Annotated in this window: 12 protein-coding genes and 1 pseudogene; 8 read left to right on the top strand and 5 right to left on the bottom strand. The window is 65.8% G+C overall.

From position 1 onward, the window contains the following. The first annotated feature begins 62 nt into the window (after positions 1–62). From AOQ71_RS37680 to AOQ71_RS37670, 3 genes are all read left to right on the top strand, one after another. Positions 63–542 (top strand): MaoC family dehydratase, encoded by a 480-nt coding sequence (locus tag AOQ71_RS37680; RefSeq protein WP_057758142.1) that lies wholly within the window; start codon positions 63–65, stop codon positions 540–542. A 119-nt stretch (positions 543–661) separates the two neighbouring features. Beyond that, positions 662–1,579, top strand: a complete 918-nt coding sequence (locus AOQ71_RS37675; protein WP_057758140.1) for an SDR family NAD(P)-dependent oxidoreductase — start codon at positions 662–664, stop codon at positions 1,577–1,579. Beyond that, positions 1,576–2,814 (top strand): BaiN/RdsA family NAD(P)/FAD-dependent oxidoreductase, encoded by a 1,239-nt coding sequence (locus tag AOQ71_RS37670; protein ID WP_083514778.1) that lies wholly within the window; start codon positions 1,576–1,578, stop codon positions 2,812–2,814. The genes AOQ71_RS37675 and AOQ71_RS37670 overlap by 4 nt, the downstream gene beginning before the upstream one ends. A gap of 90 nt (positions 2,815–2,904) precedes the next feature. On the opposite strand, the gene AOQ71_RS37665 is transcribed toward AOQ71_RS37670, so the two are convergent. Genes AOQ71_RS37665 through AOQ71_RS37655 form a run of 3 tightly spaced genes read right to left on the bottom strand, consistent with a single transcriptional unit; the run spans position 2,905 to position 6,293 of the window. Beyond that, complete coding sequence (locus AOQ71_RS37665) at positions 2,905–3,984, bottom strand: D-TA family PLP-dependent enzyme (protein WP_057758136.1); 1,080 nt, start codon at positions 3,982–3,984, stop codon at positions 2,905–2,907. Positions 3,985–3,987: 3 nt separating this feature from the next. Continuing rightward, positions 3,988–5,799: an ABC-F family ATP-binding cassette domain-containing protein gene (locus tag AOQ71_RS37660; RefSeq protein WP_057758134.1), complete on the bottom strand. Its 1,812-nt coding sequence runs from the start codon at positions 5,797–5,799 to the stop codon at positions 3,988–3,990. A gap of 2 nt (positions 5,800–5,801) precedes the next feature. Then, positions 5,802–6,293: a YaiI/YqxD family protein gene (locus tag AOQ71_RS37655; protein WP_057758132.1), complete on the bottom strand. Its 492-nt coding sequence runs from the start codon at positions 6,291–6,293 to the stop codon at positions 5,802–5,804. A 106-nt stretch (positions 6,294–6,399) separates the two neighbouring features. Here AOQ71_RS37655 and AOQ71_RS37650 point away from each other — a divergent pair, with 106 nt between their 5' ends. Then, on the top strand, positions 6,400–7,200 hold the full coding sequence (locus AOQ71_RS37650) for a hotdog family protein (RefSeq protein ID WP_057758129.1): 801 nt from the start codon (positions 6,400–6,402) through the stop codon (positions 7,198–7,200). Between the two features lie 122 nt (positions 7,201–7,322). Here AOQ71_RS37650 and AOQ71_RS37645 read toward each other — a convergent pair whose 3' ends face one another. Then, a complete protein-coding gene (locus tag AOQ71_RS37645) occupies positions 7,323–9,695 on the bottom strand; it encodes a xanthine dehydrogenase family protein molybdopterin-binding subunit (RefSeq protein WP_057758128.1) in 2,373 nt (790 codons plus the stop codon). 215 nt (positions 9,696–9,910) lie between these two features. Here AOQ71_RS37645 and AOQ71_RS49270 point away from each other — a divergent pair. The 3 genes and pseudogenes from AOQ71_RS49270 to AOQ71_RS37635 form a co-directional block, all read left to right on the top strand. After that, positions 9,911–10,449: pseudogene (locus tag AOQ71_RS49270) on the top strand (Ppx/GppA phosphatase family protein); the annotation flags it as partial. Between the two features lies 1 nt (position 10,450). Next, positions 10,451–10,997, top strand: a 547-nt coding sequence (locus tag AOQ71_RS49265) for a Ppx/GppA phosphatase family protein (protein ID WP_430648677.1), incomplete at its 5' end; no start/stop codon positions are given. A 1-nt stretch (position 10,998) separates the two neighbouring features. Then, the gene (locus tag AOQ71_RS37635; protein ID WP_057758126.1) at positions 10,999–11,685 is read left to right on the top strand and encodes an RlmE family RNA methyltransferase; all 687 of its coding nucleotides are present in this window, start codon (positions 10,999–11,001) and stop codon (positions 11,683–11,685) included. Positions 11,686–11,777: 92 nt separating this feature from the next. Here AOQ71_RS37635 and AOQ71_RS37630 read toward each other — a convergent pair whose 3' ends face one another. After that, on the bottom strand, positions 11,778–13,268 hold the full coding sequence (locus tag AOQ71_RS37630; protein WP_057758124.1) for an MFS transporter: 1,491 nt from the start codon (positions 13,266–13,268) through the stop codon (positions 11,778–11,780). Positions 13,269–13,637: 369 nt separating this feature from the next. Between AOQ71_RS37630 and guaB the strand changes: the two genes are divergently transcribed. Next, complete coding sequence (gene guaB / locus AOQ71_RS37625; protein WP_057758122.1) at positions 13,638–15,131, top strand: IMP dehydrogenase; 1,494 nt, start codon at positions 13,638–13,640, stop codon at positions 15,129–15,131. The last annotated feature ends 42 nt before the right edge of the window (positions 15,132–15,173 follow it).

Below are 15,173 nucleotides of genomic sequence, written 5' to 3'. Positions count from 1 at the left end.
CGGGATGGATTCCGGACTCGATGCTCCGCATCGCCCCGGAATGACGGAATGAGGAGTTATCAATGAACCAAATCTGGAAGAAGCCGCCGATCACGCTTCAGGCCTATCAGGCCCTGGTCGGCAAGGAGATCGGCGTGTCGTCCTGGCACCTGATCGACCAGCCCCGCATCGACGCCTATGCCGACGTGATCGAGGATCACCAGTTCATCCACGTCGATCCCCAGAGGGCAAAGCAGGAGACGGCGTACGGCACCACCATCGCGCACGGCTTTCTGACGATGTCGCTGCTGTCAATCATGTCGTATGAGGTGATGCCGGTCATCGCCGGCACCACGATGGGCGTGAACTACGGCTTCGACAAGCTGCGCTTCATCTCGCCGGTGCGTTCCGGAAAGCGCGTCCGCGGCCGATTTGTGCTGGCCGAGGCCAAGCTGCGCAAGCCCAACGAATTTCAGACCCGCACCAACGTGACGGTAGAGATCGAAGGCGAGGAAAAGCCGGCGCTGGTCGCCGAGTGGCTCGGCCTGACCTATTTCGCCTGACTTGAGGCGTCGTTGCCGGGCTTGACCCGGCAACCCATCGCTGCTCAAAAGCCTGTCGATTTTGATGGATGGCCGGGTCGAGCCTGGCCATGACGGTCTAACATCCAGGAAGCGCACTCATGGCAATCAGGTTCGACGGACGCGTAGCCATCGTCACCGGCGCGGGCAATGGTCTCGGCAAGGCGCACGCGCTGGGCCTCGCCAGCCGCGGCGCCAAGGTCGTGGTCAATGATTTCGGTGGCGCGCGTGACGGCAGCGGAGGCTCGCTGTCGCCGGCAGAGGCCGTGGTCGAGGAGATCCGCAAGGCCGGCGGCACCGCCATGGCCGATGGCGCCGACGTCTCGAACTTCGAGCAGGTGACCACCATGGTCGAGCGCGCCACCAAGGAGTGGGGCAGCGTCGACATCATGTGCGCCAATGCCGGCATCCTGCGCGACAAGTCGTTCGGCAAGATGGAAGCAGCCGACTTCCAGAAGGTGCTCGACGTGCATCTGGTCGGTACTTTCTATTGCTGCAAGGCGGTGTGGGCCGGCATGCGCGACCGCAACTACGGCCGCATCGTGCTGACCACGTCCTCCTCCGGCCTCTACGGCAATTTCGGCCAGGCCAATTATGGCGCGGCCAAGTCGGGCATGGTCGGGCTGATGAATGTGCTCGCGGAAGAGGGCCGCAAAAACAACATCCGCGTCAACATCATCTCGCCGACCGCCGCGACCCGCATGACTGAAGAGCTGCTGCCGCCGCAAGCGCTGCAACTGATGAAGCCGAACGCGATCACGCCGGCGGTCGAATACATGCTGAGCGAGGACGCGCCGACCCGCACCATCATGGGTGCCGGCGCCGGCTCCTTCGCCGTGATCAAGATCGTCGAGAGCGAAGGCATCAACCTGCCCGAGTCCGACTGGACCCCGGACGCGATCGCGGCGCATTTCGCCGAGATCAGCGACATGTCCAAGGCCAAGGCGCTCGCCGGTGCGTTCGAGCAGACGCAAAAGTATGTCGCACAGGCAGCAGTGCGGGCGGGGATCAAGCTCTGACCGACGTCGCCGTCATCGGTGCCGGTCCCGCCGGGCTGATGGCGGCGGAGGTGCTGGCGCAAGGCGGCGCCCGCGTCACCATCTACGATGCCATGCCGTCGGCCGGCCGCAAATTTTTGATGGCGGGTCGGGGCGGGCTCAACCTCACCCACAGCGAGCCGCTGGCGGATTTCCTCCCGCGTTACCGGGAGGCGATGCCGCGCTTGCGCGATGCGATCGAGGCGTTTCCGCCCGACGCGCTGCGCGACTGGAGCGCGGGCCTCGGGCAGCTGACCTTCGTCGGCAGCAGCGGACGGGTGTTTCCAAAGACGTTCAAGGCCTCGCCCTTGCTGCGCGGCTGGCTCCGGCGGCTCGATGCGGCGGGTGTGCAGTTCGCCTTTCGCCATCGCTGGACCGGATGGGACGCGGAGGGACGGCTCAAGTTTCGCGCGCCGGACGGCACGCTTGCCATCGCCGCTGGTGCAACGGTGCTCGCACTCGGCGGTGCGAGCTGGCCGCGGCTGGGCTCGGACGGTGGCTGGGCCGATATCCTCGCTGCAAAGGGCATCGCCATCTCAAAGCTTCGGCCCGCGAATTCCGGCTTCACGGTCGCGTGGTCAGACGTGTTTCGGGATCGGTTCGAAGGTCAGCCGCTCAAAGGCGTGGCGCTGACGGTCGGTCCGCACACTGTGCGCGGCGAAGCCATGATCACACGCAGCGGCATCGAAGGCGGCGCGATCTACGCACTGTCGGCGGAGCTGCGTGAGGCGGTGCTGGGGATCGGGCAGGCGACGCTGACGATCGCGCTGCGGCCGGATCTCGACACCGCCGCGCTGACCATGCGGCTGTCAGGCACGCGCGGCAAGCAGTCGCTCGCAAACTTCCTGCGCAAGGCGGCGCAATTGTCGCCGGTCGGTATTGGCCTGATGCAGGAGGCGGCGATCGGATCAGGTCGGCAGCTGGCCTCGTTCTCGCCGGCGGAGCTGGCGCATCTGGCGAATGCGATTCCGGTTCAGCTGACCGGCGTCGCGCCGATCGAGCGCGCGATTTCGACTGCGGGCGGGATTGCCCTCGACGAACTCGATGATCACTTCATGCTGCGCAAGCTGCCCGGCGTGTTCGCCGCTGGCGAGATGCTGGATTGGGAAGCGCCGACCGGCGGCTATCTGCTGCAAGCCTCGTTTGCGACAGGTGTGGCGGCGGGCAGGGGTGTGCTGGCGTGGCTCGCTGGCTCAACATGGTCATTGCGAGCGTAGCGAAGCAATCCAGAATCTTTCCGCGCTGACAGTCTGGATTGCTTCGTCGCAAGAGCTCCTCGCAATGACGCTCGAGAGAGCAGGACGCATTTACCGCAGCTTCCCGCGCGCAGCCACCGGCAGCGTGCCGATGATCTCATCGCCGCGCACCATCACCACCTCGTCCATCATGTTGACGACGACGCAGACATGGTTCGGCACGATGCGGACGACGTCGCCGACGTTCGGCCGGGTGTTGCTGCGCGAGAGGTCGAGGAAGCCGTGCTCCTCGGCGAATTTTGCGATTCTAGCTTCGGGGTGCTCGAGGATCAGGCCGTGGCCGTCGAGCCCGCCGGTGTCTGATGTCAGCGTCTTCGAGCCGGCATCGAGAATGCCGCGCTCGGGAGCCGCGCGGCTCACCACGGTCGAATAAATATGCAGCGCGCAATCGTCCCAGCTGGCGACGCCGGCTGCGACCTGCATGCGGTCGTTGTAGATATAGGTGCCGAAGCGATGCTCGGTGCCGCCCTTGAGCTTGCCGATATTGACGAGGTTGGGCGTGCCGCCGGTCGAGACGATTTTTGCGTCCAGCCCGTGCGCGCGCACGCCGGCCAGCGCCTCATCGTAGAATTTCTGCGCATCGGCCCAGCCGCTCTCGGTCGGATACAGCATGAAGCCGGCGAACTCGAGCCCCTTGGACGCGGCGATCTCGCGCGCCAGCGCGATCGCTTCCGCCGGCGTCTCGACGCCCGCGCGCTTGCGACCCGTGTCGCATTCGACCACGACCGAGAGCGGACGGCCCGACGCCTCGGCGGCCTTCGGCAAGCCCGCGACGACCGTCGAGTTATCGGCCGCCACGGTCATCCTGGTCTTGGCATTGAGCGCGCCGAGCCGCGCCATCTTCTCTTCGCCCAGGAGATTGTAGCTGATCAGGATGTCGTCGATCCCTGCATTGGCCATGATCTCGGCCTCGCCGATCTTCTGGCAGGTGATGCCCTTGGCGCCGGCCGCGACCTGCATCTTCGCAATGGTCGGGTTCTTGTGCGTCTTGATGTGCGGGCGATTGGCGACGCCGGCGTCGTCGCAGGCCTTCTGGACCCGGGCAATGTTGTGCTCGACCTTGTCCATGTCGATGACGGCACAGGGCGTGCCATATTCGCGGGCGATTTTTGCAGCAAGGGTCGTTGTCATGGGTTAAGCCTGTTCTATCTCTTCGCGAAGCATTTCAAGTTCGAGCCAGCGCTCTTCGGCGGCTGACAAATCTTCATGCGCCTTGGCGATGGCGGCGGATGTGTCGTCGAATGTCTTGCGATCCCTGGCGTACAGATTTGGATCGTCGAGCACGCGTTGCAGCCTGGCGATATCGGCGTGCAACGTCTCCATCTTCTGCGGCAGCGTCTCCAGCGCGTGCTTCTCGTTGAAGCTCAGCTTGCGCTTCGGCATGGCAGTGGGGGCCGCAGCACGCTCCTCTTTCTTCTCCGCTGGCGCCTGCGTCTTGCTCGTCTCGCGCTTCAGGTCCGCACCGCGCTGCGCCAGCATGTCGCTGTAGCCGCCGGCATATTCGATCCACTTGCCGTTGCCCTCCGGCGCGATCACCGAGGTGACGACGCGGTCGAGGAAGTCGCGATCATGGCTGATCAGGATGACCGTGCCCTCGTAATCGCCGAGCATCTCCTCGAGCACGTCGAGGGTTTCGAGATCGAGATCATTGGTGGGCTCGTCCAGCACCAACAGGTTGGACGGTTTCGCCAGCGCGCGTGCCAGCATCAGCCGGCCGCGCTCGCCGCCCGAGAGCACCTCCAGCGGGGTGCCGCGTTGCTCCTGCGCGAACAGGAAGTCCTTCATGTAGCCGACGACATGCTTGGGCTTGCCGCCGACCATGACATGGTCGCCGCGGCCGCCGGTCAGCGCTTCCGCGAGTGTCGATTTCGGATCGAGGCTTTCGCGGTGCTGGTCGAGCGTGGCCATCTCCAGATTCGCGCCGAGCCGCACCGTGCCGGTGTCAGGCTGCATGCCCCCGGTGAGCAGATTGACCAGCGTGGTCTTGCCGGCGCCGTTCGGCCCGATGATGCCGAGCCGGTCGCCGCGCTGGATGCGGGTGGAGAAGACGTCGACGATCACGCGATCGCCAAACGCCTTGGTGATGCCCTTGGCTTCGATCACCAGCTTGCCGGATTGCTCTGCCTCCGCCGCGGCGAGACTGGCGGTGCCGGCGGTGCCGCGATAGTTGCGGCGCTGGTCGCGCAGCGCATGCAGATTGGCGAGGCGCTTGACGTTGCGCTTGCGGCGGCCGGAGACGCCGTGGCGCAGCCAGTGCTCCTCGTCGACGATCTTGCGGTCGAGCTTGTGCTGGTCGCGCTCTTCTTCAGCCAGCACCTCATCGCGCCAGGTCTCGAATGCGGCAAAGCCGCGATCGATCTGCTTGATCTTGCCGCGGTCGAGCCAGGCGGTGGAACGCGAGAGATTGGTGAGGAAGCGGCGGTCGTGGCTGATGATCACGAGCGCGCTGCGCCGGGAGTCGAGCTCCTTTTCCAGCCACTCGATGGTGGAGAGATCGAGATGGTTGGTCGGCTCGTCCAGCAGCAGGATGTCGGGCGAGGGCGCCAGCACCCGCGCCAGCGCGGCGCGGCGCGCCTCGCCGCCGGAGGCGTTCGCCGGGTTCTCGCTGCCGGTAAGCCCGAGCTGCTCGATCAGGTAGCGCGCCTGATAGGGGTCGTCGCCGGGCGCGAGACCGGCTTCGACATAGGCGAGAAGGGTCTTGTGCGCGCCGAAGTCAGGCTCCTGCGGCAGATAGCGAATGGTCGCACCCGGCTGCACGAAGCGCGTGCCGTCGTCGGGCTCGACCAGGCCAGCCGCGATCTTCAACAGCGTCGACTTGCCGGAGCCGTTGCGGCCGATCAGGCAGACGCGCTCGGATGGCGCGACATTGAGCTCGACGCCCGACAGCAGCGGGGTGCCGCCGAAGGTCAGCTTGATGTCCTTGAGTTGGATCAGCGGCGGCGCCATCGTCAGCCCTGGCTCGTAGCAGCCTGATCGGCGCGGCGGCGCTGGATCCGGCGCAATGTCTGGTCGAGCGCCGAGAGGAAAGCGGAGCGGTCGCGCGGCGCGAACGAGCGCGGGCCCCCGGTGACCTCGCCGGCCGAGCGCAGATCCGTCATCAGATTGCGCACCGCCAGCGTCATGCCGATCGATTCCTCCGTGAACGGCTTGCCATTCGGCGCGATCACGTCGGCCCCCGCCTTGACGCAGCGGCTGGCCAGCGGAATGTCAGACGTGATGACGACGTCGCCGGGCCTCGCCCGCTCTGCGATCCAGTCGTCGGCCGCGTCCATGCCGGCGCCGGCAGCGATGCGTTCGATCAGGGGGTCCTGCGGCACGCGGATAAAATTGCCGGCGACCACGCTGACGGGCACGCCGTGCCTGAGCGCGACGCGATAGATCTCGTCCTTCACCGGGCAGGCGTCGGCGTCGACATAGATGCGGGTGGAAGTGTCTGTCATTGGCCGCGTGGTACCGCATTCGGGCCGCAAAGGCGAGGGGATTGACCCCTGTTCCCCGGGGCCTACGATCAGCCCTGAACAACAAGAATATTGGGGAAGCCAAGCCATGCCGAACCGGCTCGAAACCTGGCGCGTCGAGGCCTACAACACCGCCAAACAGTCCGAAAACAAGATGCACGACGACGCGGTGGCGCGCCGCTTCGGCTTTGCCGGCGGGCTGGTCCCCGGCGTCGATGTCTTCGCCTACATGATGCACGTGCCGGTGGCGCGCTGGGGCCGCGATTTTCTTGCCTGCGGTCTCGTCGAGGCCCGCTTCATCAAGCCGGTATATGACGGCGAGGTCGCGGATGTGGACGCCACCGAGCACAACGGCCTGCTGACGATCGAGGTGTTCAGCCGCACCGAGCTGTGTGCGACGGGCACAGCCTCGCTGCCGGCGACAGCGCCTGCGGTGTCGCTAGGCGACTATGTCGAAGTGCCCGCGATCGCCGAGCGCAAGCCGGTCAGCCCTTCGACCTTCGAAGTCGGCAAGTGGCTGGGCACCGCGCCGCGCCGCTGGGCCGGGCAGGCGGCGAGCGACTATCTCGCCGACATCAGGGAGACGGATCCGATTTTCGTGCGTGAGGGCCTCGGCCATCCCGGCCTGATCCAGCGTGTGATGAACCGCGTGCTGGTCGACAACACCATCCTCGGCCCATGGATCCATGTCGGCAGCCGCATGCAGCTGCTGTCGACCGCACGCATCGGCGACGAGATTGTCGCGCGGGCGAAGGTCACTGCGAATTACGAGAAGAAAGGCCACCGCTTCGTCGAGCTCGACGCGCTGGTCGTCGCCAACGGCACGACGCCGATTGCACGCTGCCAGCACATTGCGATCTACCAGCCGCGCGAGCAGGCGGCGGCGTAGCCAACCACCCCTGTCATTCCGGGGCGATGCGAAGCATCGAACTATGGTGCGCAATTGCGCACCTGAGAACCTCGAGATTCCGGGTTCGGTCCTGCGGACCGCCCCGGAATGACAAACAACCCTTACGCCGCCTTCTGCTTCGCATCCTGGATTGCGCGCCACACCCGCTCCGGGGTTAGCGGCATGTCGATGTGCTTGATGCCGTAGTCGGAAAGCGCATCGAGCACGGCGTTGACCACCGTCGACAAGCTGCCGGCGCAGCCGGCTTCGCCGCAGCCCTTGCTGCCGAGCGGATTGGTCGTGGCCGGCACCGGATGATCGCCGACCGTCATGTTGGGCACGTCCTCCGCGCGCGGCAGGGCGTAGTCCATCAGCGAGCCCGTGATCGGCTGGCCGCTCTCGTCGTAGCGGACGTGCTCCATCAGCGCCTGGCCAATGCCCTGGACCACACCGCCATGGAGCTGGCCCGCGACCAGCATCGGGTTGATCACGGTGCCGAAATCGTTCACCGCGCTGTAGCGCACGATCTGCACCACGCCGGTGTCCGGATCGATCTCGACTTCGGCGACATGGCAGCCGTTCGGAAAAGCCGAGGGCACCGGCTCGCTGGTGTGATCGACGTCGAGTGAGTCAGGCACGCCATCGGGCACCTTGCCGTCGTGAAGCTTTCTGGCAAGCTCCATGATGTCGATGCTGCGGTCGGTGCCGGCAATGGTGAAGCTGCCCTCTGCGAACTCGATGTCGGCCTCGGAGGCCTCCAGCAGGTGCGCGGCGGCGCGCTTGCCCTTCTCGATGACGAGCTTGGCGGCCTCGACGATCGCCATGCCGGTTGCCGTGATCGAGCGCGAACCGCCCGTGCCGTTGCCGGTGTGAACGATGTCGCTGTCGCCCTGGACGAGCTTCACGCTCTCGAAGGGAACCCCTAACTGCGCGCAAAGCACCTGTGCGAACGGGGTGGCATGGCCCTGGCCGTAGTCGAGCGTACCGGTGATGAGCTGCACAGTGCCATCAGGATCGAACACGATCTTGCCGAGTTCGACGCCGGGCGGCGCGGTGACCTCGAGATAGGAGCCGACCGCGATGCCGCGCAGCTTGCCGGCCTTCTTGCTCTCCTTCTTGCGCTTGGGGAAGTTCTCGTGGTCGGAGATCTCGAGCGCCTTGTTGAACACGGCCTGGAAGTCGCCGCTGTCATAGGTGACGCCTGACGAGGCCGGGAACGGCATCTGGTTCGGCTTGATGAAGTTGCGCTTGCGCAGGGTCAGCCGGTTGATGCCCATCTCGTCGGCGGCGCGGTCGATCAGCCGCTCCATGTAGTAGTTGGCCTCGGGCCGGCCGGCGCCGCGATAGGCGCCCATCAGCGTTGTGTTGGTCAAGACCGTCTTGATGTCGATCGCCATCAGCGGCGTGCGGTAGACGCTGGAGAAGTTCTTGCCGGTGTTGAGCGAGAGCGGGCTGGGCGCAACGCCGGTGATATAGGCGCCGAGATTGCCGTAGCCGGACAGTTTTGCTGCGAGGAAGTGCCCTTCGGCATCGAGCGCCAGCTCGGCATGGATCTTCTGCGCGCGGCCGTGGCTGTCGGAGAGGAAGCTGGTCGAGCGCTCGTCGAGCCACTTCACCGGGCGCCCGAGCGCCTTCGCCGCGTACAGGATGCACATATACTCGGGATAGTTGACGTTCTTCATGCCGAACGAGCCGCCGACATTGGCGGTGAGGATGCGCACCTTCTCGTTCGGCACTTTCAAATTCTTGGCGAGGTTGGCGCGGTTGCCCGCAACGCCCTGCGTCGGCATCTGGATGGTGTAGCGCTCGGTGGCCTTGTCGTACGAGGCAAGCCCGACGCGCGGTTCCATCGACACCACGGCGACACGGGTGTTCTCGATGTCGATCCTTGTGACATGGGCGGCGCTGGCAAAGGCCGCGTTCACCTTCTCGGTGTCGCCATAGTGATAGTCGAGCGCGACGTTGTTGGGGATGTGGTCATAGAGCTGCGGCGCGCCGGGCTTGGCAGCTTCCTCGGGATCCGTGACCGCCGGCAGCGGCTCGATATCGAGCTCGACCGCCTCGGCCGCATCGCGGGCCTGGGCCAGCGTCTCCGCTACCACGAAGGCGACGGGATCGCCGACGAAGCGCACCTTGTCGGTGGCCAGCGGCTGGCGGTTGGTCTGGAGCAGGGGCGAGCCGTCACGGCTTTTCAGCGGCAGGCCGCAGGTGAAGGGGCCGTAGCCCGCGGCATTCAGATCCGTCCCGGTCCAGACGCCGAGCACGCCTGGCATCGCCTTGGCGGCGTCGATGCCGATGCCGCGGATCACGCCATGGGCATGGGTGGAGCGGACGATCACGGCATAGGCCTGGCCCGGCAGGTTGAAATCGTCGGTGTAGCGGCCCTTGCCGCGCACCAGGGTGTCGTCCTCCTTGCGGCGGACGGGTTGCCCGACGCCATATTTTTGCAGTGCAATAGCGTTTTCGAGCGTGGACGATTTGGTGTGTTCTTGCATGGGAATTGACCTGAAAAGCCGGCAATTGCGCGTTTTGGGGGGGCGCCTGGAGGGCCGGACCCTGCAAAAATAGCCCACGGTCCCGTTCACGACAACGCACGAATGGACATGGTCCTATGTGATGCGATGTTGCGCATGTCAGCCGCGCTGCTAATGTTTCAGGCGAAAAATCAATTCCGGATCGGCCCCTTAGGGGCCGTGGAAAGACAGTTTGTATGAATGACCACACGCGGCTCCGCGACGGCCATGTAAGCCAACATGGGCCGCACGGCGAGCTGGAGGGGTCGATGGCGGCGGTGGCGTTGGCCATCGAGCCTGCGGTCCCCGCGCGGGCACCGGGAACCGGAGTCTATGCGGCGCTGGACCTCGGAACCAACAATTGCAGGCTCCTGATCGCCTGTCCGACCCACGACGGCTTTCGCGTGGTCGATTCCTTCTCGCGCATCATCCGGCTCGGCGAGGGCGTCTCGGCCACGGGGTGCATCAGCGAGGCCGCGATCGATCGCGCCATCGCCGCGCTCAGCATTTGCCGGGACAAGATCAACCTGCGCAAGGCCAAGCGGCTGCGGCTGATCGCCACCGAAGCCTGCCGCGCCGCCTCGAATGCGGAAGGTTTTCGCAGCCGCGTCGCGGCCGAGACCGGTATCGAACTCGAGGTGATCGACCGCGAGACCGAGGCCTCGCTCGCCATGCTCGGCTGCTCGCCGCTGGTCGATCCCAGGGGCCGCGGCGCCATCCTCTTCGACATCGGCGGNCGGCTCGACCGAGCTGGTGCGGATCGAGCGCGATCCCGCCAATCCGGAGCCGCGGATCAAGGCCTGGATGTCGATCCCGCTTGGCGTCGTGACACTGGCCGAGCAGTTTGGTGGTCGTGACGTGACGCCGGAGATCTATGCCGCGATGGAGCAGGAGGTCGCGGGTCACGTTGCGCCGTTCGCCGCGCAGCACGGCCGCGATCTCACCGACATGCATCTGCTCGGCACGTCGGGCACGGTGACGACGCTCGCCGGCATCCATCTCAATCTCGTCCGCTACGACCGTCGCCGCATCGACAGCATCTGGATGAACGATACCGACATCACCGCGACCATCAACAAGCTGCTCGGCATGAGCTACGAGGACCGCGCGGGCAACAGCTGCATCAGCGTCGAGCGCGCCGATCTGGTGCTGGCCGGCTGCGCCATCCTCGATGCCATCAGGCACGCCTTCCCGCTGCCGCGCCTGCGCGTCGCCGACCGGGGCCTGCGCGAGGGCATGCTGGTCGAGATGATGCGCGAGGACGGCGCGCTCAGGAGCTGGTGAGATGGCGAAAGACACCACCGGCCGCTTGCACGTTCAGGTCAAGACCGGCGGCAAGCGCAAGCTGTCGTCGAAGCTGTGGCTGGAGCGGCAGCTCAACGATCCCTATGTCGCCAAGGCGAAGGCCGCGGGCTATCGCTCGCGGGCGGCGTTCAAGCTGCTCGAGATCGACGACAAGTTTCGGCTGCTGAAGCCAGGCATGGCCGTGGTCGATCTCGGCGCGGCGCCCGGCGGCTGGAGCCAGATCGCCGCCAAGCGCGTCGGCTCGGTCGACGGCAAGGGCAAGGTCGTCGCGATCGACCTGCTGGAGATGCCTGAAATCCCCGGCGTCGACTTCGCCCAGCTTGACTTCATGGACAATGCCGCGCCGGAAAAACTCACCGCGATGCTGGGCGGCGGCGCCGATGTCGTGATGTCCGACATGGCCGCCAACACCACCGGCCACCGCAAGACCGACCAGCTCCGCATCGTCGGCCTGGTCGAGACGGCGGCAGCCTTTGCCTGCGATGTGCTCAAGCCCGGCGGGACGTTTTTGGCCAAGACCTTCCAGAGCGGTGCCGACGCCGATCTGCTCGCGCAGCTCAAGCGCGACTTTGCGACGGTGCGGCATGTCAAGCCCGCCGCGAGCCGGCAGGATTCCTCCGAGCGCTATGTGCTGGCGACGGGGTTTCGGGGCGAAGCGAAGGCGTAGCTCCAAACTCCGTCATTCCGGGGCGCCTCGAAGAGGCGAGGCCTTTAGAGCTATGGATTCCGGGCTCGATGCTTCGCATCGCCCCGGGATAGTCACCCCAGCCGCTGATCCCGCATGTCCTGCGTGTCTTCCGTCGCCGCCTTGACCGCGGCGCTCGCGGCGCTCTTCGCCGCGCCCTTGCGGCTTGCGACCTCGATCGCCTTGCGGCCGGAGATCTCGTGGCCGGCATCGGCGGGCATCTGCCAGAAGAAAAAGCTCGATGCCGCCGAGGTCAGCGCCACCACGACAAAGGCCGGCATGAACACGGTGGCATTGAGCTCGCTGACGTGGTTCAGCCACATCGTCGTCTCCACCGAGGCGGCTCCGACCGCGACGCCGGCGGAGACGGCGAGCTGCTGGTTGACGCTGACCAGCGTGGTGGCCCGGCTCATCTGCGGGCTCTCGACCTCGGCATAGGCCACGGTGTTGATCGCGGTGAACTCCAGCGAGCGGAAGAAACCGCCGACCACCAGGATGACCATGATGATCAGAAGCGGCGTCGTCACCGTGAACAGCGCGCAGACGCCGAGGAAGAACGCACTGACGATCGCATTCACCGTCATCAGGTTGCGGAAGCCGAAGGCGCGGATGAGACGTGCCGCCAGCGTCTTCATGCCCATGGCACCGAGCGAGGAGGAGAAGGTGACGAGACCGGAGTGGAATGGCGTGAGCCCGAAGCCGATCTGCATCAACAATGGCAAGAGGAAGGGCAGGGCGCCGATGCCGAGTCGGAACAGGAACCCGCCGATAATCGCCGCGCGCAGCGTCGGCAGCCTGAGCAGCGAGAAATCCAGCACTGGCGAGCCCGTCCGCCGGGCATGAATGACGTAGAGCGTCATCGAGATCGCGCCGCCCGCAACCAGGGCCGCCACCGTGCTCCACGGCAACAAATTGAGGCCAGCGACCGAAAGACCGAAGGCGATGCCTGCAAGTCCGACGCCGGCGAGCACCATGCCGTAGAGATCGAACTTCTCCTGCGTCTCGCTCTTGATCGGATCGATGAACTTCAAGGCCATGAAGATGCCGAGCAGCCCGATCGGGATATTGATCAGGAAGATCCAGTGCCAGGACGCGTAGGTGGTGATGAAGCCGCCGAGCGGCGGGCCGATCACGGGACCGATCAGGGCAGGGACCGTCACCCAGGCCATCGCGTTGACGAGCGCGCTCTTGTCGACCGAGCGCAGCAGCACGAGGCGCCCGACCGGCGTCATCATCGCGCCGCCCATGCCTTGCAGGATGCGCGCGAACACGAACCCGGTGACCGAACCTGACAGGGCGCAGCCGACCGAGCCGATCATGAACACGCCGACCGCGATCGCGAACACCAGACGCGCGCCAAACCTGTCAGCGGTCCAGCCGCTCGCGGGGATGAACACGGCGAGCGACAGCAGGTACGAGGTGATCGCGAGCTTCAGCGTCAGCGGGCTGGTGCCGATATCGGCCGCGATCGCCGGCAGCGAGGTGGCGATGACGGTGGAATCCATGTTCTCCATGAAGAGAGCCGTGGCCACGATCAGCGGAATGATGCGTTGCTTGTCGATCATGTCGGGTTGGTCATGGAAATGGGGTGGGAGGGCGAGAATTTCGGCTTATCACCGCCACCCCGGCGGGACCATTGCAGATCGACGCATAGCACCTAAATCCTGCGCTCGCTCCTACGTCATTCCGGGCTCGCGACTTCGTCGCACCCCGGAATGACCGGGGGCGCTGGGCAATCGCCGCTAAATTCACGTAAAAAGCCTGTGCATGGCTGGCCAGCGGCCCGATTTGCTTTGATTCGTCACGCGGACATGCTATCGACCCGCGTCAACCCCACCGATGGGCTCCGATTCTCAAGGCGATGCCGCAAGGTACGCCGAGGGCGGCGCTCATCCATTCTCATTTGCGGCAGGGCCGCAGGAAGGAGTTGGCATATGGCCACGGTGCAACTTCAGGGCATCCGCGAAGCCTTTACGTTCGACGACGTGCTGCTCAAGCCGGGCCTGTCCGACGTCATGCCGGGCGAGGTCGACATCCGCTCCCGCGTCACCCGCGCCATCCCGCTCAACATCCCGATCATGGCCTCCGCCATGGACACGGTCACCGAGGCCCGCATGGCGATCGCCATGGCGCAGGCCGGCGGCCTCGGCGTCATCCACCGCAATTTCGATCCGGAAGGGCAGGCCGCCCAGGTGCGGCAGGTCAAGCGGTACGAGTCGGGCATGGTGGTGAACCCGCTCACCATCAGCCCCGAGGCCACGCTCGACGATGCGCTCAAGCTGATGAGCGATCACGGCATCTCCGGCATTCCCGTCGTCACCGGTGCAGGCAAGGCGACGCCCGGCAAGCTGGTCGGCATCCTCACCAACCGCGACGTGCGTTTTGCCACCGACCGCCGGCAAAAAGTCTCCGAGCTGATGACGCACGAGAACCTCGTCACGGTGCGCGAGAATGTCAGCCAGGACGAAGCCAAGCGGATGCTGCATCATCACCGCATCGAGAAGCTGCTGGTGGTCGACGATCAATATCGCTGCGTCGGCCTGATCACCGTGAAGGACATCGAGAAGGCGGTCGCCCATCCGCTCGCCTGCAAGGACGGGCAGGGGCGCCTGCGCGTCGCCGCCGCCACCACCGTCGGTGACACCGGCTTCGAGCGCACCGAGCGCCTGATCGATGCCGGCGTCGACCTCGTCGTCGTCGACACCGCGCACGGCCATTCCCGCCACGTGCTGCATGCGGTGAACCGCATCAAGCGTCTCTCAAATTCGGTGCAGGTCGTTGCCGGCAATGTCGCGACCTCGGACGGCGCGCAGGCGCTGATCGATGCGGGCGCTGATTGCATCAAGGTCGGCATCGGCCCGGGCTCGATCTGCACGACGCGCATCGTCGCCGGCGTCGGCGTGCCGCAGCTCACCGCGATCATGGACGCGGTCGAGGCGGCCAAGAAGTCCGACATTCCCGTCATTGCCGACGGCGGCATCAAGTTCTCCGGCGATCTCGCCAAGGCGCTCGCCGCCGGCGCCGACATCGCCATGGTCGGCTCGCTGCTCGCCGGCACCGACGAGACTCCCGGCGAAGTGTTCCTGTGGCAGGGCCGTTCCTACAAGGCCTATCGCGGCATGGGCTCGGTCGGCGCGATGGCGCGGGGATCTGCCGACCGCTACTTCCAGCAGGACATCAAGGACTCGCTCAAGCTCGTGCCTGAAGGCATCGAAGGCCAGGTGCCCTACAAGGGCCCGGTCGGCAACGTCATGCACCAGCTCGCCGGCGGCCTCCGTGCGGCGATGGGCTATGTCGGCGCCAAGGACATGAAGGAGCTGCACGAGAAGGCGCAGTTCGTCCGCATCACCGGCGCGGGCCTGCGCGAAAGCCACGTCCACGACGTCACCATCACGCGCGAGGCGCCGAATTATCCGGGCGGGGTTTAGTCTCTGATTGATGGCTTGTAGCCCGCATGGAGCGAAGCGGAA

The organism is Bradyrhizobium manausense (assembly GCF_001440035.1).
GTDB lineage: Bacteria > Pseudomonadota > Alphaproteobacteria > Rhizobiales > Xanthobacteraceae > Bradyrhizobium > Bradyrhizobium manausense.
This window is presented reverse-complemented; position numbering and strand designations above follow the sequence as displayed.